General features: G+C 68.6%; 16 protein-coding genes. 2 read left to right on the forward strand and 14 right to left on the reverse strand.

Translation table 11 applies throughout. The annotated features are described in order from the left end of the window. Nucleotides 1–46: 46 nt before the first annotated feature. Nucleotides 47–2344 carry a xanthine dehydrogenase family protein molybdopterin-binding subunit gene (locus H536_RS0101075; RefSeq protein ID WP_024348707.1) on the reverse strand — a complete coding sequence of 766 codons (2298 nt, stop codon included), beginning with the start codon at nt 2342–2344 and terminating at the stop codon, nt 47–49. A gap of 214 nt (nt 2345–2558) precedes the next feature. Between H536_RS0101075 and pepN the strand changes: the two genes are divergently transcribed. Both pepN and H536_RS0101085 read left to right on the forward strand, forming a co-directional pair. After that, the gene (gene pepN / locus H536_RS0101080) at nt 2559–5207 is read left to right on the forward strand and encodes an aminopeptidase N (protein ID WP_192844239.1); all 2649 of its coding nucleotides are present in this window, start codon (nt 2559–2561) and stop codon (nt 5205–5207) included. A 228-nt stretch (nt 5208–5435) separates the two neighbouring features. After that, a complete protein-coding gene (locus H536_RS0101085; protein ID WP_244495448.1) occupies nt 5436–7688 on the forward strand; it encodes a PAS domain-containing sensor histidine kinase in 2253 nt (750 codons plus the stop codon). A gap of 117 nt (nt 7689–7805) precedes the next feature. Here H536_RS0101085 and H536_RS0101090 read toward each other — a convergent pair whose 3' ends face one another. The 13 genes from H536_RS0101090 to H536_RS0101150 form a co-directional block, all read right to left on the reverse strand. Next, on the reverse strand, nt 7806–10829 hold the full coding sequence (locus H536_RS0101090) for a bifunctional [glutamine synthetase] adenylyltransferase/[glutamine synthetase]-adenylyl-L-tyrosine phosphorylase (protein ID WP_024348710.1): 3024 nt from the start codon (nt 10827–10829) through the stop codon (nt 7806–7808). Then, complete coding sequence (locus H536_RS0101095; protein WP_024348711.1) at nt 10798–12231, reverse strand: sensor histidine kinase; 1434 nt, start codon at nt 12229–12231, stop codon at nt 10798–10800. Before H536_RS0101095 ends, H536_RS0101090 begins: the two co-directional genes overlap by 32 nt. Nucleotides 12232–12237: 6 nt before the next feature. Next, nucleotides 12238–12915, reverse strand: coding sequence for a response regulator transcription factor (locus H536_RS0101100; protein WP_024348712.1), 678 nt, complete (start codon nt 12913–12915; stop codon nt 12238–12240). Nucleotides 12916–13093: 178 nt separating this feature from the next. Beyond that, nucleotides 13094–14605: a Do family serine endopeptidase gene (locus H536_RS0101105; RefSeq protein ID WP_024348713.1), complete on the reverse strand. Its 1512-nt coding sequence runs from the start codon at nt 14603–14605 to the stop codon at nt 13094–13096. Nucleotides 14606–14755: 150 nt separating this feature from the next. Next, nucleotides 14756–15250 (reverse strand): cytochrome c-type biogenesis protein, encoded by a 495-nt coding sequence (locus H536_RS0101110; RefSeq protein WP_029702509.1) that lies wholly within the window; start codon nt 15248–15250, stop codon nt 14756–14758. Continuing rightward, nucleotides 15247–17235 carry a heme lyase CcmF/NrfE family subunit gene (locus H536_RS0101115; protein ID WP_024348715.1) on the reverse strand — a complete coding sequence of 663 codons (1989 nt, stop codon included), beginning with the start codon at nt 17233–17235 and terminating at the stop codon, nt 15247–15249. The genes H536_RS0101110 and H536_RS0101115 overlap by 4 nt, the downstream gene beginning before the upstream one ends. Further along, a complete protein-coding gene (gene ccmE / locus H536_RS0101120) occupies nt 17232–17729 on the reverse strand; it encodes a cytochrome c maturation protein CcmE (protein WP_024348716.1) in 498 nt (165 codons plus the stop codon). Before ccmE ends, H536_RS0101115 begins: the two co-directional genes overlap by 4 nt. After that, on the reverse strand, nt 17726–18913 hold the full coding sequence (gene ccmI / locus H536_RS0101125) for a c-type cytochrome biogenesis protein CcmI (RefSeq protein WP_024348717.1): 1188 nt from the start codon (nt 18911–18913) through the stop codon (nt 17726–17728). The genes ccmE and ccmI overlap by 4 nt, the downstream gene beginning before the upstream one ends. A gap of 97 nt (nt 18914–19010) precedes the next feature. After that, entirely contained in the window at nt 19011–19415 is a 405-nt protein-coding gene (locus H536_RS0101130; RefSeq protein WP_024348718.1) for a hypothetical protein, read from the reverse strand. Nucleotides 19416–19497: 82 nt separating this feature from the next. Then, entirely contained in the window at nt 19498–20886 is a 1389-nt protein-coding gene (locus H536_RS0101135; RefSeq protein ID WP_081651770.1) for an ATP-binding protein, read from the reverse strand. Continuing rightward, the gene (locus H536_RS0101140) at nt 20864–21538 is read right to left on the reverse strand and encodes a response regulator transcription factor (protein ID WP_024348720.1); all 675 of its coding nucleotides are present in this window, start codon (nt 21536–21538) and stop codon (nt 20864–20866) included. Before H536_RS0101140 ends, H536_RS0101135 begins: the two co-directional genes overlap by 23 nt. 85 nt (nt 21539–21623) lie before the next feature. Then, a complete protein-coding gene (locus tag H536_RS25080; protein ID WP_024348721.1) occupies nt 21624–21941 on the reverse strand; it encodes a hypothetical protein in 318 nt (105 codons plus the stop codon). A gap of 193 nt (nt 21942–22134) precedes the next feature. Then, nucleotides 22135–22341 carry a hypothetical protein gene (locus tag H536_RS0101150; protein WP_024348722.1) on the reverse strand — a complete coding sequence of 69 codons (207 nt, stop codon included), beginning with the start codon at nt 22339–22341 and terminating at the stop codon, nt 22135–22137. Between the last annotated feature and the right edge of the window lie 11 nt (nt 22342–22352).

The following is a 22352-nucleotide window of genomic DNA, read 5'->3' on the forward strand; positions in this document are numbered from 1 at the left end:
CGCCCGGCTGAGCATCTCACGGACAGCCGGGCGACGTTTAAGGGCCCTAGCGGGCGGCCTGCAGCGCTTCCCAGACCCGCAGCGGCGTCGCCGGCATGTCGATATGGGCCACGCCCGCCGGCCGCAGCGCGTCGACGACGGCATTCATCACCGCCGGGGCCGCGCCGATCGTTCCCGCCTCGCCGGCGCCCTTGATGCCGAGCGCATTGGTGGTGGACGGCACGTTGCGGGTCTGGAAGTCGAAATACGGGAAGTCCCAGGCCCGCGGCATGGCGTAGTCCATGAAGCTGGCGGTCACCAGCTGGCCGGTCTCGTCATAGACGGCGTTCTCGATCAGCGCCTGACCGATGCCCTGCGCGACGCCGCCATGGATCTGGCCGGCCAGAAGGATCGGATTCACCGTCACGCCGAAATCGTCGCAGATCGTGTAGGACAGAAGCTCGGTCATGCCGGTCTCGGGGTCGATCTCGACCTCGCAGACATGGGTGCCGTTCGGATAGGTCGCCTCGTCCTGCTTGAACTCGCCGACCGCCTTGCGATCGTCGTCGGACTTGGCCGCCGCCGCCAGCGCGGCGAAATCGATGGCCCGGTCGGTGCCGACGATCCGCGCCTCGCCGCCTTCCAGCTCGATGTCCGTCGCGGCGGCTTCCAGTTCGTCGGCGGCCAGCTTCTTCAGCTTCTCGGCCAGCGACTGGCTGGCCCGGCGCACCGACACCGCGCCCAGCGGGATGGAGCGCGAACCACCGGTGCCGCCGCCGGTCGGGGTCTCGTCCGTGTCGCCCTGGCGCACGTCGATCCGGTCGTAGTCCAGCTTCAGCGCCTCGGCGACGAACTGGGCATAGGCCGTGGCATGGCCCTGCCCGTTGGTCTGGGTGCCGATCTTCAACTCGATCCGCCCCTCATGCGTCAGTTCCACATAGGCCGGCTCGGAGCCGGGGAAGGCGCAGGCTTCCACATAGGTCGCAAAGCCGATGCCGCGCAGCTTGCCGTTCTTGCGGGCCGCTTCACGCCGGGTCTCGAAGCTGGCCCAGTTCGCCCGCCGCAGGCCGGCGTCCAGATGCCCGGCGAAATCGCCGGTGTCGTACAGGCGACCGATCGGGGTGCGGTAGGGCAGCTGGTCGGAGCGGATGAAGTTGCGCTTGCGGATCTCGTCGCGCCCGAGACCGAGCTCGATGGCGCATTCGTCCACCAGCCGCTCGATCAGATAGGCCGCCTCCGGCCGCCCGGCGCCGCGATAGGCGTCCACCGGGACCGTGTTGGAATAATAGAGGTGGCAATCCACGTCGATCGCCGGGATGTCGTAGAGGCCGGTCGCCATCGACATGCCGAACCACGGGATCATCGGCCCGAACTGCGAGGCATAGGCGCCGAGATTGGCGTGCAGATCGATCTTCAGCGCCAGGAACCGGCCGTCGGCGTCCATCGCCATCGAGCCCCTGACGATGTTGTCGCGGCCATGGGCGTCGGTGACGAAATGCTCGGTGCGGTCGGCGGTCCACTTGACCGGCTGGCCCAGCCGCTGCGCCGCGACCAGCACCAGCGCGTGCTCGCGATACAGAAACGCCTTGGTGCCGAAGCCGCCGCCGACGTCGCGGGTGACGACGCGGATCTTGTCCTTGCCGACCTTCAGGACGCGCGCCGCCAGCGTGTCGCGCATGCCGTGCACGCCCTGGCTGCCGGTGGTCAGCGTGTAGCGCTCGCTCTCGGCGTCATATTCGCCGACCGAGGAACGGACCTCCATGTAGTTGCAGACGAGGCGGTTCTGCACGAGGTCGAGGGTGGTGACATGCGCCGCCTGCGCGAAGGCCGCCTCCGTCTTCTCCCGGTCGCCCTCATGCATGTGACCGGCGATGTTGCCGTCGCGATCGTCCCAGGCGAGGACATGGCCGGCCTTGGCCGCCGCCAGGTCAGGCACCGCGTCGAGCACGTCGTAGTCGATCTCGACCAGTTCGGCCGCGTCGCGCGCCTGGATCGCCGTCTCCGCCACGACGAAGGCGACCGCGTCGCCGACATGGCGCACCGTGTCGCGGCACAAAACCGGCGCGTCATGGGGCTGGAACGGGTCGCCGCCCACCTGCTTGGGGCTGGCGAGACAGGGCACTTCGCCGAGTTCCGCAATGTCGGCATGGGTCAGCACCATGCGCACGCCCGGCGCGCTGCGCGCCGCTTCCAGGTCGCCGATGGTGAAGCGGGCATGGGCATGCGGCGAGCGCACCACCGCGGCGTGCAGCAGGCCCGCGCGGGTCTCGTCGTCGGTATAGTGGCCCTCGCCCCGGATGAAGGCGTCGTCTTCCTTGCGCAGCACCGACGCGCCGAGGCCAAACTTTGGGGTCATGACGTTCATGGGAAAGCTCCTTCGACGCGAACCGATCGCCGTGGACAGGACCCGTTCGCAACGGGAGGGTCGGCCACAATGGTCTTAAACACCACTTATTGCTTCCGGCGCAGCCCGTCGAGGGTGGAGGTTGCCGGCCCGCCGCATGTGCCCCTCCGCCGCACGCGATTGGCAATCTGCGGTTTCCGGTCTAACTGCCGGGAAAATCAGGAAAGGGAAGCCCATGCTGCGCAGTGAAGACGGCCAGACGATCCGGCTGGAAGATTATCGCCCGACCGATTTCATCCTGCATTGCGTGGACATGACGGTCCGCCTGTTCGAAGGCCGGGCCGAGATCGACACGCGGCTGGTGCTGGAGCGCCGCGAGGGCGTGGCCGAGGATGCGCCGCTGGTGCTCGACGGCGACGAGCTGGCCCTGACCGGCCTTGCCCTCGATGGCGCCGTGCTCGAGGCCGATGCCTATACGGCGACGCCCGACCGGCTGACGATCCGCCAGGCCCCGGCCCGCGACCGCTTCCTTCTCGACATCGCGACCCGCATCGTGCCGGAAGAGAACACCAAGCTGATGGGGCTCTACCGCTCCAACGGCATCTGGTGCACCCAGTGCGAGGCCGAGGGCTTCCGCCGCATCACCTATTTCCTCGACCGCCCCGACGTGCTGGCGCCCTACCGGGTCCGCATCGAGGCCGACCGTACCGCCGCCCCGGTCCTCCTGTCGAACGGCAACCCGACCGAGAGCGGTGATCTCGGCGACGGCCGCCATTACGCCGTCTGGGACGACCCGTTCAACAAGCCGGCCTATCTCTTCGCGCTCGTCGCCGGCGATCTCGATTCCATCCGCGAACCCTTCACCACCGCCAGCGGCAAGCCGGTCGAACTCGCCGTCTACACCGAGAAGGGCCGCGCCGGGCAGGCCGGCTACGCCATGGACGCGCTGAAGCGCTCGATGGTCTGGGACGAGCGCCGCTTCGGCCGCGAATACGACCTCGACGTGTTCAACATCGTCGCCATCGCCGACTTCAACATGGGCGCGATGGAGAACAAGGGCCTCAACGTCTTCAACCACAAATACGTGCTGCTCGATCCGCAGACGGCGACCGACACCGACTATGCCGGCGTCGAGACGGTGATCGCCCACGAATATTTCCACAACTGGACCGGCAACCGCATCACCTGCCGCGACTGGTTCCAGCTCTGCCTGAAGGAAGGCCTGACGGTCTATCGCGACCAGGAATTCAGCGCCGACGAGCGCTCCGCCACGGTGCAGCGCATCGGCGCGGTCCGGCGCCTGAAGGCGCACCAGTTCCCCGAGGATCAGGGCCCGCTCCAGCATCCCGTCCGGCCGACGGAATACAAGGAGATCAACAACTTCTACACGGCCACCGTCTACGACAAGGGCGCCGAGATCGTCCGGATGCTCGCCACCATCCTCGGCGAGGATGGCTTCCGGAAGGGGATGGACCTCTATTTCGAGCGCCATGACGGCGACGCCGCGACGATCGAGGACTATCTCGCCTGCTTCGAGGCGGCCACGGGCGTTGACCTCTCGCATCTGGCCGTCTGGTACAACCAGGCCGGCACCCCGACCCTGTCGGTGCGCGAGGACTACGACGCCGGCGCCGACCGGCTGACCCTCACCCTGCGCCAGTCGCTCGACGAGGGCGCCGCCGGCACGAGGACCGATCCGGTCCATATCCCGGTCCGCTTCGGCCTCGTCGGCTCCAACGGCCAGGACAAGGACGCCGTGCCGACCCATGGCCCGGACGTCGAGGGCGACGTCATTCACCTGACCGAGGCCGCGACGACGCTGGTCTTCGAGAATCTCGGCGAGCGCCCCTACCTCTCGATCCTGCGCGACTTCTCAGCCCCGGTGAATCTCGACTTCGCCCAGAGCGAAGCCGACCGGCTGGCACTGGCACGGCTCGATCCCAATCTCTTCAACCGCTGGAGCGTCCTCAACGATCTCCTCGGCGAGGCGATGGTGCGTGCCTGCCGCGCGGGCGGGGCGGCAACCGCCTCGCCGCTGCCGGCGGAGATCGTCGACGCGGTGCTGGCCACCGCCACCGATCCCGCGCTGGAGCCCGCTTTCCGGGCCCAGGCCCTGGCCCTGCCGGCCGAACCGGACGTGGCGCGCATGCTCGGCCGCGACGTCGACCCGCAGATCGTCCACGACGTGGTAGACGCCGCCCGCCGGGCGATCGGCACCGCCGGCGTCCAGGTCTTCGAGCGGCTGGCCGCCGAGATGGCGACGGTCCAGGCCTTCTCCCCCGACGCCGAAAGCGCCGGCCGGCGCTCGCTCGCCAATGCGGCGCTCGCCTATCTGACCGCCGCCACGAACGACCCGGCGGCGGCCGAGGCGCAATATGCCAGCGCCTCCAACATGACCGACCGCCTCGCAGCGCTCGGCATCCTCGTCCATCGCTTCCCGGATGCCGCGGCGTCGCAGGCCGCGCTCGACGATTTCTACCGGCGCTTCGAGACCGACGAGCTGGTGCTCGACAAATGGTTCGCCCTGCAGGCGACCGTGCCCCGGCCCGAGACGCTGGAGACGGTGATCGCCCTCACCGGCCACGCAAAGTTCTCCATGCGCAACCCGAACCGCGTGCGCGCCGTCATCGGCACCTTCGCGGCCGGCAACCAGCTTGCCTTCCACCGCCCCGACGGCGCCGGCTATCGCTGGGTGGCGGAGCGGCTGGTCGAGCTGGACCGCCTCAATCCGCAGATCGCCGCGCGCATCGCGACCACCTTCCGCTCGTGGCGCAGCTTCGAGCCGACCCGCCGCGAGCAGGCCGAAACGACTCTGCGGCAACTGCTTGAGACTGAACATCTTTCGACGGATCTTGGAGATATCTTGGGAAGGTCTTTGAAATGACTCGTCAATTCGTTGACTCCCAGATTCTGCCGCAATTCCACGCTGGACAAGGTGATTCGCATTTGCTCAATTGGTAATGATTCGGATCGGCGGCGTTCCTGATCGTTAAGATGCGGTTTACGAGGGGTGAGCATGCGAGCGGACGCGTCCAACGCGCCGGCAGGGGGACTATTGTCCCGATTCGAGGCCCTGCTGACTGCGCGAACGGAAATCGCTGGACACGCCAAGATGTTGGCGGCCCCGGCCTACCGACAGCTTCTGCGCTCCGAGAAGGCGCTTCGCCGCTCGATCCCCATCCTCATCGTCTCCTTCCTGGCGCTCGCGGCGGTCATCCGCCTGGCGACCCTCGTCGAGGAGCGGATGGCACTGGAAGAAGGCGCCGTGCGCGACCTGACCATCGCCACCGCGCTGATGCGCGCCGAGAGCCACGCCATCGAGGCCGATGGCGACGGTGTCGCGCTGGCGGCGGATCTGCTGGCCAGCGCCCTGCCCGCCGAACTCCTGCGCCACGGCCGCTTCGCCGTGGTCAGCGACAGTGACGGCATGATCGTCGCGGCCATGCCCGGCTTCGAGAACCTCGTCGGCGGCGACCTCAAGCGCCTGATCGGCGAGCATCAGGAACTTTTGATGTTCGGCGAGCGCGCCGGCGTGCAGGACACCCGCTTCGGCAGCGAACCGGCCCTCGTCGCCAGCGCCCGCCTTGCCGACAATCAGGGCATCCTCACCTTCGTCCAGCGCGAGACCGACCTTCTGTCCGAATGGCGCCATTCGGTCTCGGTCAACGTCACGCTCTTCGCGCTGACCTCCACGATCATGCTGGTCGTGCTCTACGCCTATTTCCGCCAGGCGACGCGGGCCCAGGACGCCGACGCGCTGTATCTGGAAACCCATCAGCGGGTCGATACCGCCCTGTCGCGCGGTCATTGCGGGCTCTGGGACTGGGACATCGCGCGCGGCCGCATGTACTGGTCGCGCTCCATGTACGAAATTCTTGACCTCTGCCCCAGGGACAGCGTCCTGGCCTTCGGCGACATCGCGCCGCTGATGCATCCCGACGACGGCAGCCTGTTCGAGGTCGCCCGGCAGGTCGCCGCCGGCAAGATCACCAGCCTCGACCGCGTCTTCCGCATGCGCCACCGCAACGGCAGCTATGTCTGGCTGCGGGCCCGCGCCGAGGTGTCGCGCACCGCCGAGAACGAGGTCCACCTGATCGGCGTGGCCGTCGACGTGTCCGAGCAGCAGGAACTGGCGCGTCGCACCGACGAGGCCAACACCCAGCTGAACAACGCCATCGAGAACATCTCCGAGACCTTCGTCCTGTGCGACAGCCAGGATCGCCTGGTCCTGTGCAATTCCAAATATCGCGAGACCTTCGGCCTGACCGAGGCGGACGTCGCCCGCGGCACGCCGCTGGCCACCGTCATGGCCAAGGCCCGCAAGCCGATCGACAGCCATGCCGTCACCAGCCCGACTTTCGCCAGCGGCGAGCGCGCCTCCGAGGCGCTGCTGCCCGACGGCCGCTGGCTGCTCCTGTCGGAGCGCCGCACCGCCGACGACGGCTTCGTCTCCATCGGCACCGACGTCACCCAGCTCAAGCTGCATCAGGCCCGCCTGTCGGATTCCGAGCGCCGGCTGATGGCCGTCATCGACGATCTGTCGATCGCCCGGCGCGACGCCGAGCGCAAGGCGGTCCAGCTCACCGAGATGAACCAGAACTACGCCGCCGAGAAGGAGCGCGCCGAGACGGCCTCCAGCGCCAAGACCACCTTCCTGGCCAACATGTCCCACGAGCTGCGCACGCCCCTCAACGCCATCCTCGGCTTCTCCGAGATCATGCGCCAGGGCACCTTCGGCCCGATCGGCTGCCCGAAATACGGCGAGTACGCCGAGGACATCCACCAGAGCGGCCACTACCTGCTGAAGCTGATCAACGACATTCTCGACATGGCCAAGATCGAGGCCGGTCGCCTGGTCCTGAACCACGAAACCGTCGACCTCAGCGAGATCGCCACCGAGACCGGCAAGATCATCGAGGTCCAGGCCGACCAGAAGGCCATCCGCCTCAATGCCGACGTGCCGGAGCGCATGGAGCTGACGGTGGACCGCCGCGCGACCAAGCAGATCGTGCTGAACCTCCTGTCCAATGCCGTGAAGTTCACCGACAATGGCGGCACAGTGAAGATGAAGCTGCGCACGGTCGGCGACGCGGCGCTGATCACCATCGCCGACAACGGCATGGGCATTCCCCGCGCCGCGCTGAAGAGCCTCGGCAAGCCCTTCGAGCAGATCGAGAACGAGCTGACCCGCACCAACAAGGGCACCGGTCTCGGCCTCGCCATCGCCCGCTCGCTGGTGGCGCTGCAGGGCGGCCGCATGCGGATCAGCTCGCAGGTCGGCGAAGGCACGATCGTCGCCATCCGCCTGCCGCTCACCCCTGCCCCGGCACAGACCGAAGCCCTCGACCAGACCGCCGTCGCCTGACGCCTCGCGCGGCGACGCCGCGACGGCACGACCGCGCCCACAGCCCTGCGAAGATCAGTCCACGCTAGGGAGCCAGGCGGTCACGCATCCGCGCGGCTGACAGGACGAAGGACGTCGTCAGCCCCCTTGCGCCGCCGTCGCGGCATCGGCCGGCACCGTCTCGTCCTCGCCGGAGACCGGCAGCAGCGTGTTGAAGGCGTGCCGCACCCGTGCCGCCGTCCTGGCGAGCAGCGGCGCCACTTCCCCCGGCTCCTCCAGCCCCAGTGCCCGCGTCAGCCGGTCGGCCAGCCCGGGCGGCAGATCCTCGATCCGCTCGACCCCGGTCGGGCCGAGCCGCAGGATCTGGATGACCGACGTATAGGTCCGCATCGCGCCCGGCAGGTCCACCGGCGCTCCGTCGGCATCAACGGCGGCGAGATCGGCGGCGGAAAGGACAGACACGGTCGGGCTGCCGACGAGATCGGAATCGGCCCGCCCGGTCAGCAAGGCCCATTGCGCCAGAAACTCCAGGTCGATCAGGCCGCCCGGGATCAGCTTCAGATCGAGCGGGCCCTTGGGCGGCTTGTCGCGGTCGAGCCGCGCCCGCATGTCGGCCACGTCGCGGCTGGTCATGGCCTCGTCGCGGGCCTCGCCGAGAATGTCGCAGATGGTGTGGCCGACCTCGTCGCGGAACTCCGGATCGCCGGCGATCGGCCGCGACCGGGTCAGCGCCATGCGCTCCCAGGTCCAGGCGTCGGTCGCCTGGTAGCGGCGGAAGGAATCGATGCGCGTCGCCAGCGGCCCCATGTTGCCCGACGGACGCAGGCGGAAATCGACCTCGTACAGGATGCCCTCGCGCATCTGCACGGTCAGCGCCGCGATCAGGCGCTGGGTCAGCCGGGCGAAATACAGCCCCGTGGCGAGCGGCTTGTCGCCGTCCGATTCCTCGACATCCGGGTCGTGGTCGTAGAGCAGGATCAGGTCGACATCGGAGCCGGCGGTCAGCTCGCAATTGCCCAGCCGCCCCATGCCGAGCAGCGCCAGCCGTGCGCCGGGCACCCGGCCATGCTTCTCGGCGAAGGCGTCGCCGACCGCCTTGAGCGTGGCGTCCAGCACCACATTGGCGATGTTGGAGAAGGCCGGCCCCGCCTCCCCCACATCGACGACGCCGCTGAGGAGGCGCGCACCGACCAGGAAACGCTGTTCGGAGGCGAAGATCCGCAGCCGTGCCAGAATGTCTTCATAGCCGTTCGCCTCCGACAGAAAACTCGCCAGCCGCTTCTCCATCATCGCGCTCTCGGGCACCTCGTCGAAGAAGGCCGGGTCGAGCAACGCGTCGAAGACATGCGGGCGCGCCGCGATGGTCTCGCGCAGCGCCGGAGCCGATGTGATGATCAGCGCCAGAAGATCGAGGATGCGGGGGTTGGAGGCGATCAGCGAGAAGAACTGGATGCCCGCCGGCAATCCCGCCAGAAACGTGTCGAAGGCGGCGATCGCCCCGTCCGGGTCCTTGGCGTTGGAAAAGGCTGCCAGCAGCATCGGCAGGCCCGAGGCCAGGCGCTCGCGCGCCGTCTCCGACCGCGTCGAGCGGTAGCGGCCGAACCCCCAGCCGCGCACGATCCGCGCGACGTCCTCCGGCCGGGCGAAGCCCAGCTCCTTCAGCCGTGCCAGCGCGTCGGGATCGTCCTCGCTGGACAGGAGCCGCTTGGAGACCGCCTCCTCGCCCTCTCCCGCATCGCGCTCGCGGCCGTCGTTGAACAGGCTCGTATAATGCCGGTCCACGCGGCGCAGATGCGACAGCAGCGCCTCGGCGAAGGCCTCGCGACCGTCGAACCCCGCCAGCCGCGCAATGCGCTCCAGCCCTTCCTCGTCCTCCGGCAGCGTGTGGCTCTGCTCGTCGGCGACCATCTGGATGCAGTGCTCGATTCGCCGCAGGAACCAGTAATCCTCGAGGAGGTCGCGGGCCGTATCGGCGGTGATCCAGCTCCCCTCGGCCAGCTCGTGCAGCGCCTCGTCGGTGCGCCGGCTGCGCAATTGCGGCGCCCGTCCGCCGGCGATGAGCTGCTGGGCCTGGACGAAGAACTCGACCTCGCGAATGCCGCCCCGCCCGAGCTTCACATTGTGGCCACCCACGGCGATGTCGTCGAAGCCGCGATGGCGATCGATGCGGGTCTTCATCGCCTGAATGTCGGCGATCGCCGCGAAGTCGAGATATTTGCGCCAGACGAAGGGCGTCAGCTCCTGGAGGAACGCCTCGCCCGCCGTCCGGTCGCCGGCGATGGTGCAGGCCTTGATCATCGCGGCGCGCTCCCAGTTGCGCCCGGAGCCCTCGTAATAGCTCATCGCCGCATCGGTGGAGATCGCCAGCGGCATCGCGCCCGGGTCGGGCCGCAGCCGTAGATCGGTGCGGAAGACATAGCCGTCCGCGGTCCGCTCGCCGACGATCCGCACCAGCCGCCGCACGATGCGCGAGAAGGTGTCGACCGATTCGGTCGGATCGGCGGCGACCGACTGCTCGGGATCGAAGAACACGATCAGGTCGACATCGCTGGAATAGTTCAGTTCGCGCGCGCCCAGCTTGCCCATGCCGAGGACGAACAACCCGCATCCGGCCTCCGGGTCGGCCGGGTCGGGCAGCGCGATCTTGCCGCTCTTGTGGGCCGCGATCAGGCAGAAGCGCAGCGCCGTCGCGACCGCCGCTTCGGCCAGTTGCGACAGATCCTCGGTGGTCTCCTTCACGCTCGCCGCGCCGAACAGGTCGCGCAGCGCGATCAGCAGCGAGACCTCGCGCTTGATCAGGCGGATCGTCGCCATCAGCGCCGTCTCGCCCTGCTCCGCCACCTCCATGTCGCGCAGTTCGCCGATCCGCTGCGCAATTCTTTCACGCGCCGGCGCGTCGAACAGCGCGTCCAGCCATTCGGGGTGCTGGAGCATCTGGGTGTTGAGATAGGTCGAGAGGTCGAGCACCGCGCCGAGCCGCGCCACGTCCGGGCCGCCCCGCGCGAGAAATTCGCCGAGCCGCGTCAGATCCTGCGCCGCCGCCGCCTTGCTCAGGTCAGTGAGCCACGCCTCCGCCTTGCCGGGATCGAGCGGCGTCGGGGCGATGTCGCCGCCGATGCCCAGACCGCTGTCATGCTCTTGCGCCGTGTCCTGTTTCGCCATCGGCGACCGTCTTTCCATCCTGAGGAAACTCCAGGACCACTCTAAGGCCCGGCGCCGCATCCTCAAGCGCGAGACGTCCGCCATGCACCCGTGCGATCGCCTGGACCAGCGACAGGCCGAGGCCGGAGCCCGGCAGCGAACGGCTCTGGTCGAGGCGGTAGAAGCGCTCCAGCACGCGCTCGCGCTGGTCGGCGGGCACGCCGGGACCGTCGTCCGACACCGACAGGCGGCAGACGCCATCGGTCAGTTCGAGCCGCACGGCGATCCTGGCGCCGCCGCCATCCGCAACGCCGTATTTCAGCGCATTGTCGATCAGGTTCGACAGGGCCTGGGCGATCAGTTCGCGGCTGACGGAGGCCTGCACCGGCGGGCTCGGCACAAAGACCAGCGTCGCGCCGGCTTCCTCGGCGAGCGGCTCGTAGAGTTCGCAGACATCCGCCACGATCCCGGCGACGTCGACGCGGGTCTTGATCACCGGATGCGATCCCGCCTCGACCCGCGAGATCATCAGCAGCGCGTCGAAGGTGCGGATCATCTGGTCCGCCTCGGCGATCATCCCCTCCAGGACGGTGCGCGTGCCGGCGGCGTCGACATCGGCCGACAGCGCCGCCTCGGCACGGTTGCGCAGGCGGGTCAGCGGCGTCTTCAGATCGTGGGCGATGTTGTCGGAGACCTGGCGCAGGCCCTCCTGCAGCAGGGCGACGCGGGCAAGCAGCGTGTTGAGATTGTCCGACAGCCGGTCGAACTCGTCGCCCGTGCCGGTCACCGGCAGGCGTTCGGTCAGGTCACCGGCCAGGATCCGCGCGCTCGCCCCGGACATGCGGTCGAGGCGCTGCAGTGCCTGCCGTCCAACGAGGAACCACGCGAACAGCGCCGCCGCCCCCATCAGCGCAAAGGCCAGGATCAGCGCGCTGCGTACGATCTGGCGGAAGCGTTCCTGCTCGGTCTGGTCGCGGCCGACCAGCACCCGCATGCCGTTCGGCATGCTGACCACCTGCGCCACCGCCAGATGGTAGCGGTCGCCCGGATCGTCGGCGAAGCGCTCATAGCCGAAGGGCTGTTCGGTAAAGCCGCCCTCGTCGAGGACGCCCGCCTGCAAGCTCTCCACATTGCCGGCGAGAATGCGCCCGGTGGCGTCGGTGACGAGGTAGAGCGAGGCGCCCGGCTGGCGTGCGCGACGGTCGATGGTGCGCACCAGCCCGGCAATGCCGGCGGCATCGTAGATCTGCGCGATCTCGCCGATTTCCTCGTTGATCGCCGCCCGGCTCTGGTTCTGCAGAATGCTCGACGCCGTCGCGGTGACATAGAAGACGAGGATCACGGCGGCGACCGAGAACAGCAGGAAATAGACCGCCGACAATCGGACGGCGGTCATCCGCATCAGGGCCTTCAACCGCGCCATCGGGGCTTACGCGTCGCTGCGCATGATGTAGCCCGAGCCGCGCACCGTGTGCAGCAGCGGCGTGTCGAAGTCGCGCTCGATCTTGGAACGCAGCCGGGAGATATGCACGTCGATCACGTTGGTCTGGGGGTCGAAATGATAGTCCCAGACATTCTCCAGCAGCATCGTGCGGGTCACGACCTGGTTGGCGTGCTTCATCAGATATTCGAGCAGCCGGAACTCACGCGGCTGCAGCACGATCGGCTTGCCGTTGCGGCGCACCTCGTGGGACAGCCGGTCGAGCTCAAGGTCGCCGACCCGGTAGCTGGTCTCCACGTCCTTGCTGCCGCGGCGCCGCCCCAGCACCTCGATGCGGGCCAAGAGCTCGGAAATCGCGAAGGGCTTGGCGAGGTAGTCGTCGCCGCCCGCCCGCAGTCCAGTGACCCGGTCGTCCACCTGCCCCAGCGCCGACAGGATCAGCGCCGGCGTCTCGTTGCCCTTTTCGCGCAGGCCCGAGATGATCGACAGGCCGTCGCGCCTCGGCAGCATGCGGTCGACGACGAGAACGTCGTAGCTTCGGCTGTCGGCCATGTGAAAGCCGTCGTCGCCATCGCCGGCATGTTCGGCGACGTGACCGGCCTCGCGCAGCGCCTTGACCAGATAGGCCGCGGCTTCGCTGTCGTCTTCGATGATCAGGATGCGCATGGGGTCGGGCAGCGTTGCGGGGCTCGGGGAGAAGGACATCTCGGTTTCTCCTATGTGAACCATTCGGCGCAAAAGAAAAGCGGCTGACCGGCGTGCCGGGCGCAGGCCTGGCGCGTCGGTCAGCCGCCGCGGGTGGAGAGAGCGAGGCCCGAAGGCCTCGCCATCATCGTCGGAAGGATCAGCTCTTGGCGATCGGCAGCGCCACGAAGCGGTTCTGCCCGTTGGTCTGGAGCTGGAACAGCGCCGCCTTGCGACCGGATTCCGCAGCGGCGTCGATCGCCGACTGCACATCCTTCTGGGTCTCGACCGTCTCGCCATTCACCGCGATGATGATGTCGCCGGCCTTGATGCCCTTCTCGGATGCCGAGGAATCCGGCTTCACGTCGGTGACCACGACCCCCTCGCCGTCTTCCGACGGGGTCAGGGTCAGGCCGTAGCCCGACAGCGAGGACGGATCGACCGGAACGCCCGAACCGCGGGCCGAGGCGGCCTCGTCGAGGCTGGACAGATTGCCCAGTTCCACCGAAACGTCCTGCGCCCTGCCATCACGCCAGATGGTCACGTCGACCTTGGTGTCCGGGCGGTAATTGCCGATCATGCGGGCCAGCTCGCGCGGACCCTCGACCGTCTCGCCGTTGACCGCGGTGATCACGTCGCCGGTCTTGATGCCGGCCTTGGTCGCCGGGGTCTCGTTGTCCGGCAGGGTGACGATGGCGCCCTTCTCCTCGTCGAGGCCGACCGCCTCGGCGATGTCGTCGGTGACCGGGGCGATCTGCACGCCCAGCCAGCCGCGCTCGACGCTGCCGTCTTCGCGCAGCGACTGGATGACGTCCTTGGCGACCGAGGCCGGGATCGCGAAGGCGATGCCGACATTGCCGCCCGACGGCGAGAAGATCGCCGTGTTGACGCCGATGACCTTGCCGTCGAGACCGAAGGCCGGGCCGCCGGAATTGCCGCGGTTCACCGCCGCGTCGATCTGCAGGAAGTCGTCATAGGGGCCGGCGCCGATGTCGCGGCCGCGGGCCGAGACGATGCCGGCCGTCACCGAGCCGCCGAGGCCGAACGGGTTGCCGACCGCCACGACCCATTCGCCGATGCGCACGGCGTCGTCATCGCCGAACTCGACATAGGTGAACTTGGTGTTGCTCTCGTCGACCTTGAGCAGCGCGAGATCGGTGCGCGGATCGGTGCCGATCAGCTCGGCGTCGTACTCCGTGCCGTCATCCATGACGACGGTGTACTGGCTGCCGCCCTCGACCACGTGGTTGTTGGTCACCACGAAGCCGTCGTCGGAGATGAAGAAGCCCGAGCCCTGGCCCATACGGGTGCGCGGCTCACGATCCGGACGCATGCCGTTCGGGGCGTTGTCGCGGCCCGGCACGTCGAAGAAGCGGCGCAGCGGGTGATCTTCCGGAAGGCTGTCGAAGGGGCTGCCCATCTGCGGGCCGCGGCCCTGCGACATGGTCGGGGTCACTTCCTGGGTAACGCGGACGGAGACGACGGCCGGCGAGACCTTCTCCACCACGTCGGCAAAGCCGAAATTCTGCACCGGTGCCTCGACCTTCACCGGCTCGGCGAAGACCGGCACGGTGTTGCCGACGACGCCGGTCAGCGCGACGCTGGCGACGCCCGCGGCCAGAACGCCGGCAATCAGACCGCCACGCTTCGTCTTGTTCGCATCGTTGCGCATTGGAAACCCTCTTCGATTGGTCTTCGATCCCTGTGGCGCCGGCACGAGCCGTGCGCCATCGATGGATGCCAATCTAGGGATGGCCAGATTACGGGACCTTTTCGGGCGTGTGAAATCTTCGTAAGGTTGGCGCCTTGACGCCCGGAACCGTCAGCCGCGCGAGCGCGTCACCTCGGCGATCGCCGCTTCCTCTTCCGGCGAGAGCGCCGTCGGCGCCGCAGCCTGCCGGCGGCCGCGCACGGTGATAATGGCAAAGCCGATGCCGGCCAGAAGCACCACCACCGGCGTGCCCCACAGCGCCAGCGTCGCCCAGTCGAAGCGCGGCTTCAACAGCACGAACTCGCCATAGCGCGAGACCAGATAGTCGATGACCTCGTCATCCGTGTCGCCCGCCACCAGCCGCTCGCGCACCAGGAGCCGCAGATCCTTGGCGAGATCGGCATTGCTGTCGTCGATCGACTGGTTCTGGCAGACGAGGCAGCGCAGCCCCGTCGACAATTGCCGCGCCCGCGCTTCCAGCGCCGGATCGCTCAGCACCTCGTCGGGCGTCACCGCGAAAGCCGGTGCCGCGCCCTGCGGCCCAGCGATCACGAGGATGGCGAGCGCCAGGCTCGCGGTGATGGCGCGCCAGCCCGGCCGGATCACGCTTCGGCTCCCGTCGCCAGCTGCCGCTTGCGGCTGCGCGCCGGCGCACCGACCCGCAGGCGCCGGTCGAACAGCGACACCGTACCGCCCACCGCCATGAAGATCGCGCCGATCCAGATCAGCGTGATCAGCGGCTTCCACCAGACGCGCACCACGATCGACGCGCCGTCCGGCGAGGGATCGCCCAGCGAGATGTAGAGCTGTGAGAACCAGCGTGTGTGGATGCCGGCCTCGGTCGTCGGCATCTGCCGCGCCGGGTAGAAGCGCTTGGCGCTTTCGATCATGCCGGCATCGAGACCGTCGCGGCGCAGCGTGAACGTGCCCACCTGCTCCTCGTAATTCGGCCCCTGCCGCTGCTGCGCGCCCTCGTAGCGCACCTCGTAGCCGCCCGCATTCACCGTCTGCCCGGCCCGCATCGCCGTCACGGTCTCGGTCTGGAAGGCCGAGGCGGTGATCACGCCGAGCACCGTCACGCCGAGGCCGAAATGCGCCAGCACCGTGCCGAAGGCCGAGCGCGGCAGCCCGCGCAGGCGGGCAAGGCCCGTGCGCCAGCCGACCTTGGCGAAGTTCGCCCGCACGAACAGATCGGTCAGCGCGCCGGCCATCAGCCAGACGGCGAGGCCGAAGCCGAGGGCCGCAAGGATGCGCGTGCCGGAGGTCAGCGCCACGGCGATCAGGATGGTCAGCATCGCCGCGCCGATAGCGAAATACAGCCGCTGCGCCGCGGCCAGCAGGTCGCCGCGCTTCCACGCCAGCAGCGGGCCGAACGGCACGGCAAACAGCAGCGGCACCATCAGCGGGCCGAAGGTGAGGTTGAAGAACGGCTCGCCGACCGAGATCTTGGCGCCGCCCAGGACTTCCAGCACCAGCGGATAGAGCGTGCCGACCAGCACCGTCGCGGTGGCCGTCGTCAGGAACAGATTGTTGACGACCAGCGCTCCCTCACGGCTGATCGGCGCGAACAGGCCGCCCGCCTCCAGCGACGAGGCGCGCAGCGCAAACAGCGCCAGCGACCCGCCGATGAACAGGCACAGAATGGCGAGGATGAAGACGCCGCGGGTCGGGTCGGTAGCGAAGGCATGGACCGAGGTCAGGACACCCGAGCGCACCAGGAAGGTGCCGAGCAGCGACAGCGAGAAGGTCAGGATCGCCAGAAGGATCGTCCAGATCTTCAGCGCCGAGCGCTTTTCCATCACCAGCGCCGAATGCAGCAGCGCGGTGCCGGACAGCCACGGCATGAAGGAGGCGTTCTCCACCGGGTCCCAGAACCACCAGCCGCCCCAGCCGAGCTCGTAATAGGCCCAGTAGGAGCCCATCGCGATGCCGGCGGTCAGGAACACCCAGGCCGTCAGCGTCCAGGGCCGCACCCAGCGGGCCCAGGCCGCGTCGATGCGACCGTCGATCAACGCGGCAACGGCGAAGGAGAAGGCGATCGAGAAGCCGACATAGCCGAGATACAGGAGCGGCGGATGGATCGCGAGACCGATGTCCTGCAGGATCGGGTTGAGGTCCTGCCCCTCCATCGGCGCAGGAAAGACGCGGGTGAACGGGTTCGACGTGGTCAGGATGAACAGCAGGAAACAGGCGGTGATCCAGGCCTGCACCGCCAGCACATTGGCCTTCAGGCTGGCCGGCAGGTCGCGGCCGAACAGCGCCACCAGCGCACCAAACAGGCTGAGGATCAGCACCCACAGGAGCATCGAGCCCTCGTGGTTTCCCCACACGCCGGTGACCTTGTAGAGCATCGGCTTCAGCGAATGGGAATTCTGAAAGACGTTGAGGACCGAAAAGTCCGACGTCACATAGGCCGCCGTCAGCGCCGAGAAGGACAGCATCAGGAGAACGAAGGCACCGGTCGCGGTGATCGTGCCGGTTTCCATCAGCCGGGCATCGCCGCTGCGCGCGCCGATCGCCGGCAGCACCGACTGCACCAGCGACAGGGACAGCGCCAGGATCAGGGCGTAATGGCCGATCTCGACGATCACGAGCCGGCCCCCGACGTCTGCGTCACCACGGCTTCTGGCGTGTCCTTGTTCACCATGCCCTTGCCGTCCTCCCAGAGCCCGCGCTCCTTCAGGTCGTCGACGACCTCCTTCGGCATGTAGGTCTCGTCATGCTTGGCCAGCACCGTGTCGGCGATGAAGATGCGGTCCGGCCCCAGCGTGCCTTCGGTGACGACGCCCTGCCCCTCGCGGAACAGGTCCGGCAGGAGCCCGGTATAGGCGACCTCGACGCTCTCCAGCGAGTCGGTGACCTTGAAGCTGACATGCTGCGAGCCGTCGCGCACGACCGAGCCTTCCTCCACCAGTCCGCCCAGCCGGATGCGCTGGCTCTGCGCCGGCGCCTTGGCGACGATGTCGCTCGGCGAATGGAAATAGGCGACGCTGTCGGACAGCGCGGTCAGGACGAGCGCGGCCGCGCCGCCGATGACGACGAGGATCGTGGCGATCGAGGCGAGGCGCTTCTGCTTGCGGGTCATTGTGTCTGCGTCTCTCCCTCGGCGGTCAGCCCAAGCTCGTCGCCGAAAGCGGCGATTTCCCGGCCGGCGGCGGAATCGGCGGCAAAGGTCTGGCGCGCCGTACGATAGGCCGCGCCCGCGGCCTCGTCGTCACCGAGGACGGTATAGGACCGGATCAGGCGCTTCCATCCTTCCACATCGTTCGGGTTGGTTTCCAGCCGGGCGGCAAGCTGCGACACCATGCCCTCGATCATCGCCTGGCGATCCTCCGCCGCCATGTCGGCGGCAGCGGCGATGTCGGCCTCGCCCGGCCCCGGCGCCGGCGCCGCGGTTCCGGCGTCCGCCGTCGCAGCTGCCGGGGGCGCTTCGCCGCGTGCATCGGCGATCGCCGCATTGGCGATTTCCAGCCAGGGTGCATCCGGCGGGCTCATTTCGACAAGCTGCGTCCAGGCGGTCACCGCCTCGTCGCGGCGCCCTTCCTGCGACAGGTTCAGCGCCAGGAAGAACTTCGCCGGCAGATGCGCGGGATTGGCGGCCACGGCGCGTTCGAAGGCGGCCTCAGCCTCGTCCGTCACCTCGCCGCCGGCAAGCTGCGTCAGCGCCTCGCCCAGTCCGCTTTCGCGGGCGGCCGACGAGCCGTTGAGGCGAATACCGTTGCGAAAGGCCTCGGCCGCATCCTCGACGCGGCCGATCCGCAGATAGATCGGCGCCAGCACGTCCCAGCCGCGACCATCCTCCGGCTCGGCGCGCAACCGTTCCTCGGCGCCCGCGATCAGGGTCTGGATGTCGCCGGGACCGCTCGTCGGCGCGCTGCGTCCGGCCAGCGGCACATCCGGGCGCCCCGCGCCGCCGAGCTGGGCATACAGCACCACCGAGCCGATCGGCACGAGGAGCGCGACCGCGGCGATGGCGGCCAGCATGCGCGGCCGCTGCCACGATGCGGTGCCCGCCTGGCTCTCGCTCTTGCCGCGATCGGCGGCCCGCAGCAGGCGCCGGCCGATCTCCGCCCGTGCGGTCTCGGCCTCCGCGGGCGCCATCGCGCCGCGCGCCACATCCGCGTCGAGCTCGCGCAATTGCGCCGAATAGACTTCCACGTCGTGCTCGGCACGACTGGCCAGATGCTCCTGCCGGGAGCGCAGCAGCGGCCACAGCGAGAGAAGCGTGACGGCCGCCGTCATCACGGCGGCGATAAACCAGAAGATCATGCCATCCCTATACTCACGGCGACGGCCAAAGGAAACGCGGCCTTCGGCCTCGCCCGCCCTCTGCGGCGAAGCAGGTCGGCCGCGCGCCGCATGATCGTCAGACCACCGGCTTCCAGAAGCCGCTGGCCGTCCGGCAGGCGGTTCCTACCGCCTTCACCGCCGGCGATTCGCCCTGGAACACATGCGAATAGCCCCGGCAGTCCTGCGAACCGACGCGGTAGAGCTGGGTCGGCACGACCTCGCCGCTGTAGCCGTCGGCGTTCCACGCGACCGGCTGTCCGGCCGTGGCGAAATTCAGCGCCTGGAACTCTGCCTCCAGCGCCCGGGCGCGGGCGTCCTCCGGCAGCGTCCGTCCCACCGGATCCTGCCCGATCAGCCCACCGTCCAGCGCCGCGACGCCCTCGGTCGGCGGCGACAGGGTTCCGCCGCCGAACCCGGCGCTCAGGCAACCGGACACGGGAAGCGCCAGAACCGGAACCAGAAGCTTCAAGACAATGCGCATATGATCCATCCGAATACGGCAGGCCCGTCGCAAGACTGCGCCAGGGAAGGCCTGTCGGAGATCATGGGTCTTGCCCGGCATGTCAAGCGGCCAGGCCGCCCGGCGCGCGGGGAAGCGTCACCGTGGCTTTCAGGCCACCCAGTTCGGAGCGGCCGAGATCCAGGACGCCGCGATATTCGCGCACCATGTCGAGAACGATGGACAGGCCCAGCCCGCTGCCGGGGGTTGCCTCGTCGAGCCGCGTGCCGCGCTTCTTGGCCTCGACGATCTGTTCCGCCGTCAGCCCCGGCCCGTCATCCTCGATGCTCACCGAGACGCGGTCGGCGCCCGTCGCCTCGGCCGAAACGCGGATACGGGCCTTCGCCCATTTCCCGGCATTTTCCAGGAGATTGCCGGCGATCTCTTCCAGATCCTGCTTCTCGCCGGCAAAGACCAGCTCTCCCGCCGCCTCCGCGTCGAAATCGAGGTCGATGCCCGGATTGAGCTTGGCGACCACCCGCACCAGCCGCTCCAGCGTCGGCGCCACCGGCGTGCGGAACACGCCGCCCTCGCTCTGTGCCGCCACCCGCGCCCGGTCGAGATAATGCTGCACCTGCTGGCGCATCCGCTCGGCCTGGTCGCCGATGACCTGGCCGCGCTCACGGCCCATCGCGCTCGCCTCGTTGACGAGCACGGCGATCGGCGTCTTCAGCGAATGGGCGAGATTGCCGACCTGGGTGCGCGAGCGCTCCACGATGCGGCGATTGTTGTCGATCAGCGCGTTCATCTCGACCGCCAGCGGCTCGATCTCGATGGGAAAACGCCCCTCAAGCCGCTCCGCCCGGCCCGTTCGCACGTCGCTCAGCGCCGCGCGCACCGCCCGCAGCGGCCCCAGCCCGAAAAGGATGGCGAGGCCGTTGACCAGCACCGTCCCCAAGCCGACGGCGCCGAGATAGAGGGTCAGGATGCGGTCGAATTCACCGATCTCGGCGGCCACGACGCTGGCATTGCCCATCACCCGGAACCGCGCCGCATGGTTCTGGCTGTCGAGCACGACCTCGGTCTCGATGATCCGCAATTGCTCGCCGTCGAGGCCGTCGGCATCGTAGCTGCGCCGATAGGCGGCGTCGAAGGGCACCTGCGCGGTCGCGGTCGGCGGAACGTCGAGGATCCCCAGCGAGCCGGAGCTCAGCCTCCCTTGCGTGTTGGTGCTGGCCGGCACGACCTCCCAGTACCAGCCCGACAAGGGCTGCAGGTAGCGCAGATCGCCGAGGTCGGGCGAGCCCGACAGATAGTCGGAATCGCCGACGCTGACGCTGTTGACGAGATTGTAGAGCTGCGCCGTCAGGAGGTCCTCGAACCCCTTGCGCGCGGTCCGCTCGTACAGCGTCGAGATCAGACCGCCGGCCACCGCGAAGGCGACGATCGCCCACACGCTCGACAGCAGGATGACCCGGGCGGTGAGCGACCTAACCGCCGGTGCCGACATCATGCATCCTGTAGCCCTGCCCGCGGACGGTTTCGATCAGTTCGGCGCCGCCGAGCTTCTTGCGCAGCCGCCCGACAAACACCTCGATCGTGTTGGAATCCCGATCGAAATCCTGGTCGTAGAGATGCTCGATCAGCTCGGTGCGCGAGACGATCTGGTCCTGATGGTGCATCAGATAGTCGAGCAGGCGGTATTCGTGGGAGGTCAGCTTCAGCGCCGTGCCGTCGAGCGTCACCCGGGCCGCACGCGTATCGAGCCGCAGCGGTCCGCAATGGATTTCCGAGGAGGCATGGCCGGCCGCCCGGCGGATCAGCGCCCGCAGCCGCGCCAGCACTTCCTCCACATGGAACGGCTTGGTGACATAGTCGTCGGCGCCCGCGTCGATGCCGGCGACCTTGTCGCTCCAGCGGTCGCGGGCGGTCAGGATCAGCACCGGCATGGTGCGGCCGTCGCGCCGCCAGCGCTCCAGGACGCTGATGCCGTCCATCAGCGGCAGGCCGACATCCAGCACCACCGCGTCATAGGGTTCGGTATCGCCGAGAAAATGCCCCTCCTCGCCGTCCATCGCCTTGTCCACCACGTAGCCGGCGCCGTTCAACGCCTCCACGAGCTGGCGGTTCAGTGTCTGGTCGTCCTCCACGACGAGTATCCGCATGCGGATCGTCCCCTCTCTGCAATTCGTCCGGCATCGCTCGAAGCCGGATGGTGCGCGCGTCCGGCTGAACGCGGCGCTGCCCGGCTTACGGGCGAATGGTCACCGTCGTTTTGCGCGGGCGGCCGCCGTCGGTGCCCGGCACCAGCACCGTCACCACGCAGACCGTCTGGCCGCCTTCGGTACGCGTCGAGACCGACAGCACCTCGCCGCCGGTCTGTGCCGCGGCCTTGGACCCGGCGCTCGAGCAATCGGCCTGGGCGAGGCGCACCAGACCGTCCGTCACCGGCGCCGCCCGGCGGAGCTGCTTCGGCCAGTCGCCCGCACCGTCACGCGCGACGACGGGCCCGGCGCCCAGCGTCAGGGCGGCGAGAAACACAAGAAAGATGGTACGAATTCGGGTCATGGATTGCCCAGCTAGATCGGAACGCCACCGGCCACAGACATGGCAGCCGACCCCTTCCTAGCAAGGTCTCGCTGAACCGCCCATGAATGATGCCGGTTCTCGAGCCGATTCTGGCCGGTACCGGCTCTCCCGCCGCCCCGAACCGCCACGCATCCATACCGGACGCGTGACGGCTCCAGCCGCAGCCAGCCCGCTATCGCAGGGTCTTCTGCGCCGCCAGCCGGCCGAGGATCGCGACAACCGCACCGATCGCCGCGGCGCCGTTGGTCAGCGACAGCACCAGCGTCTCGCTGGTCGCCGCGTCGATCTCGACGCCGACCATCCCGCCGACGCCGGCGACCAGCGCCACCAGTCCGCCCCAGATGCTGCGCGACTGGTACCAGGGTTTTGCATCACTCATCTCGCCTCTCC

The organism is Aurantimonas coralicida DSM 14790 (assembly GCF_000421645.1).
In the GTDB taxonomy this organism is placed as follows: Bacteria; Pseudomonadota; Alphaproteobacteria; order Rhizobiales; family Rhizobiaceae; genus Aurantimonas; species Aurantimonas coralicida.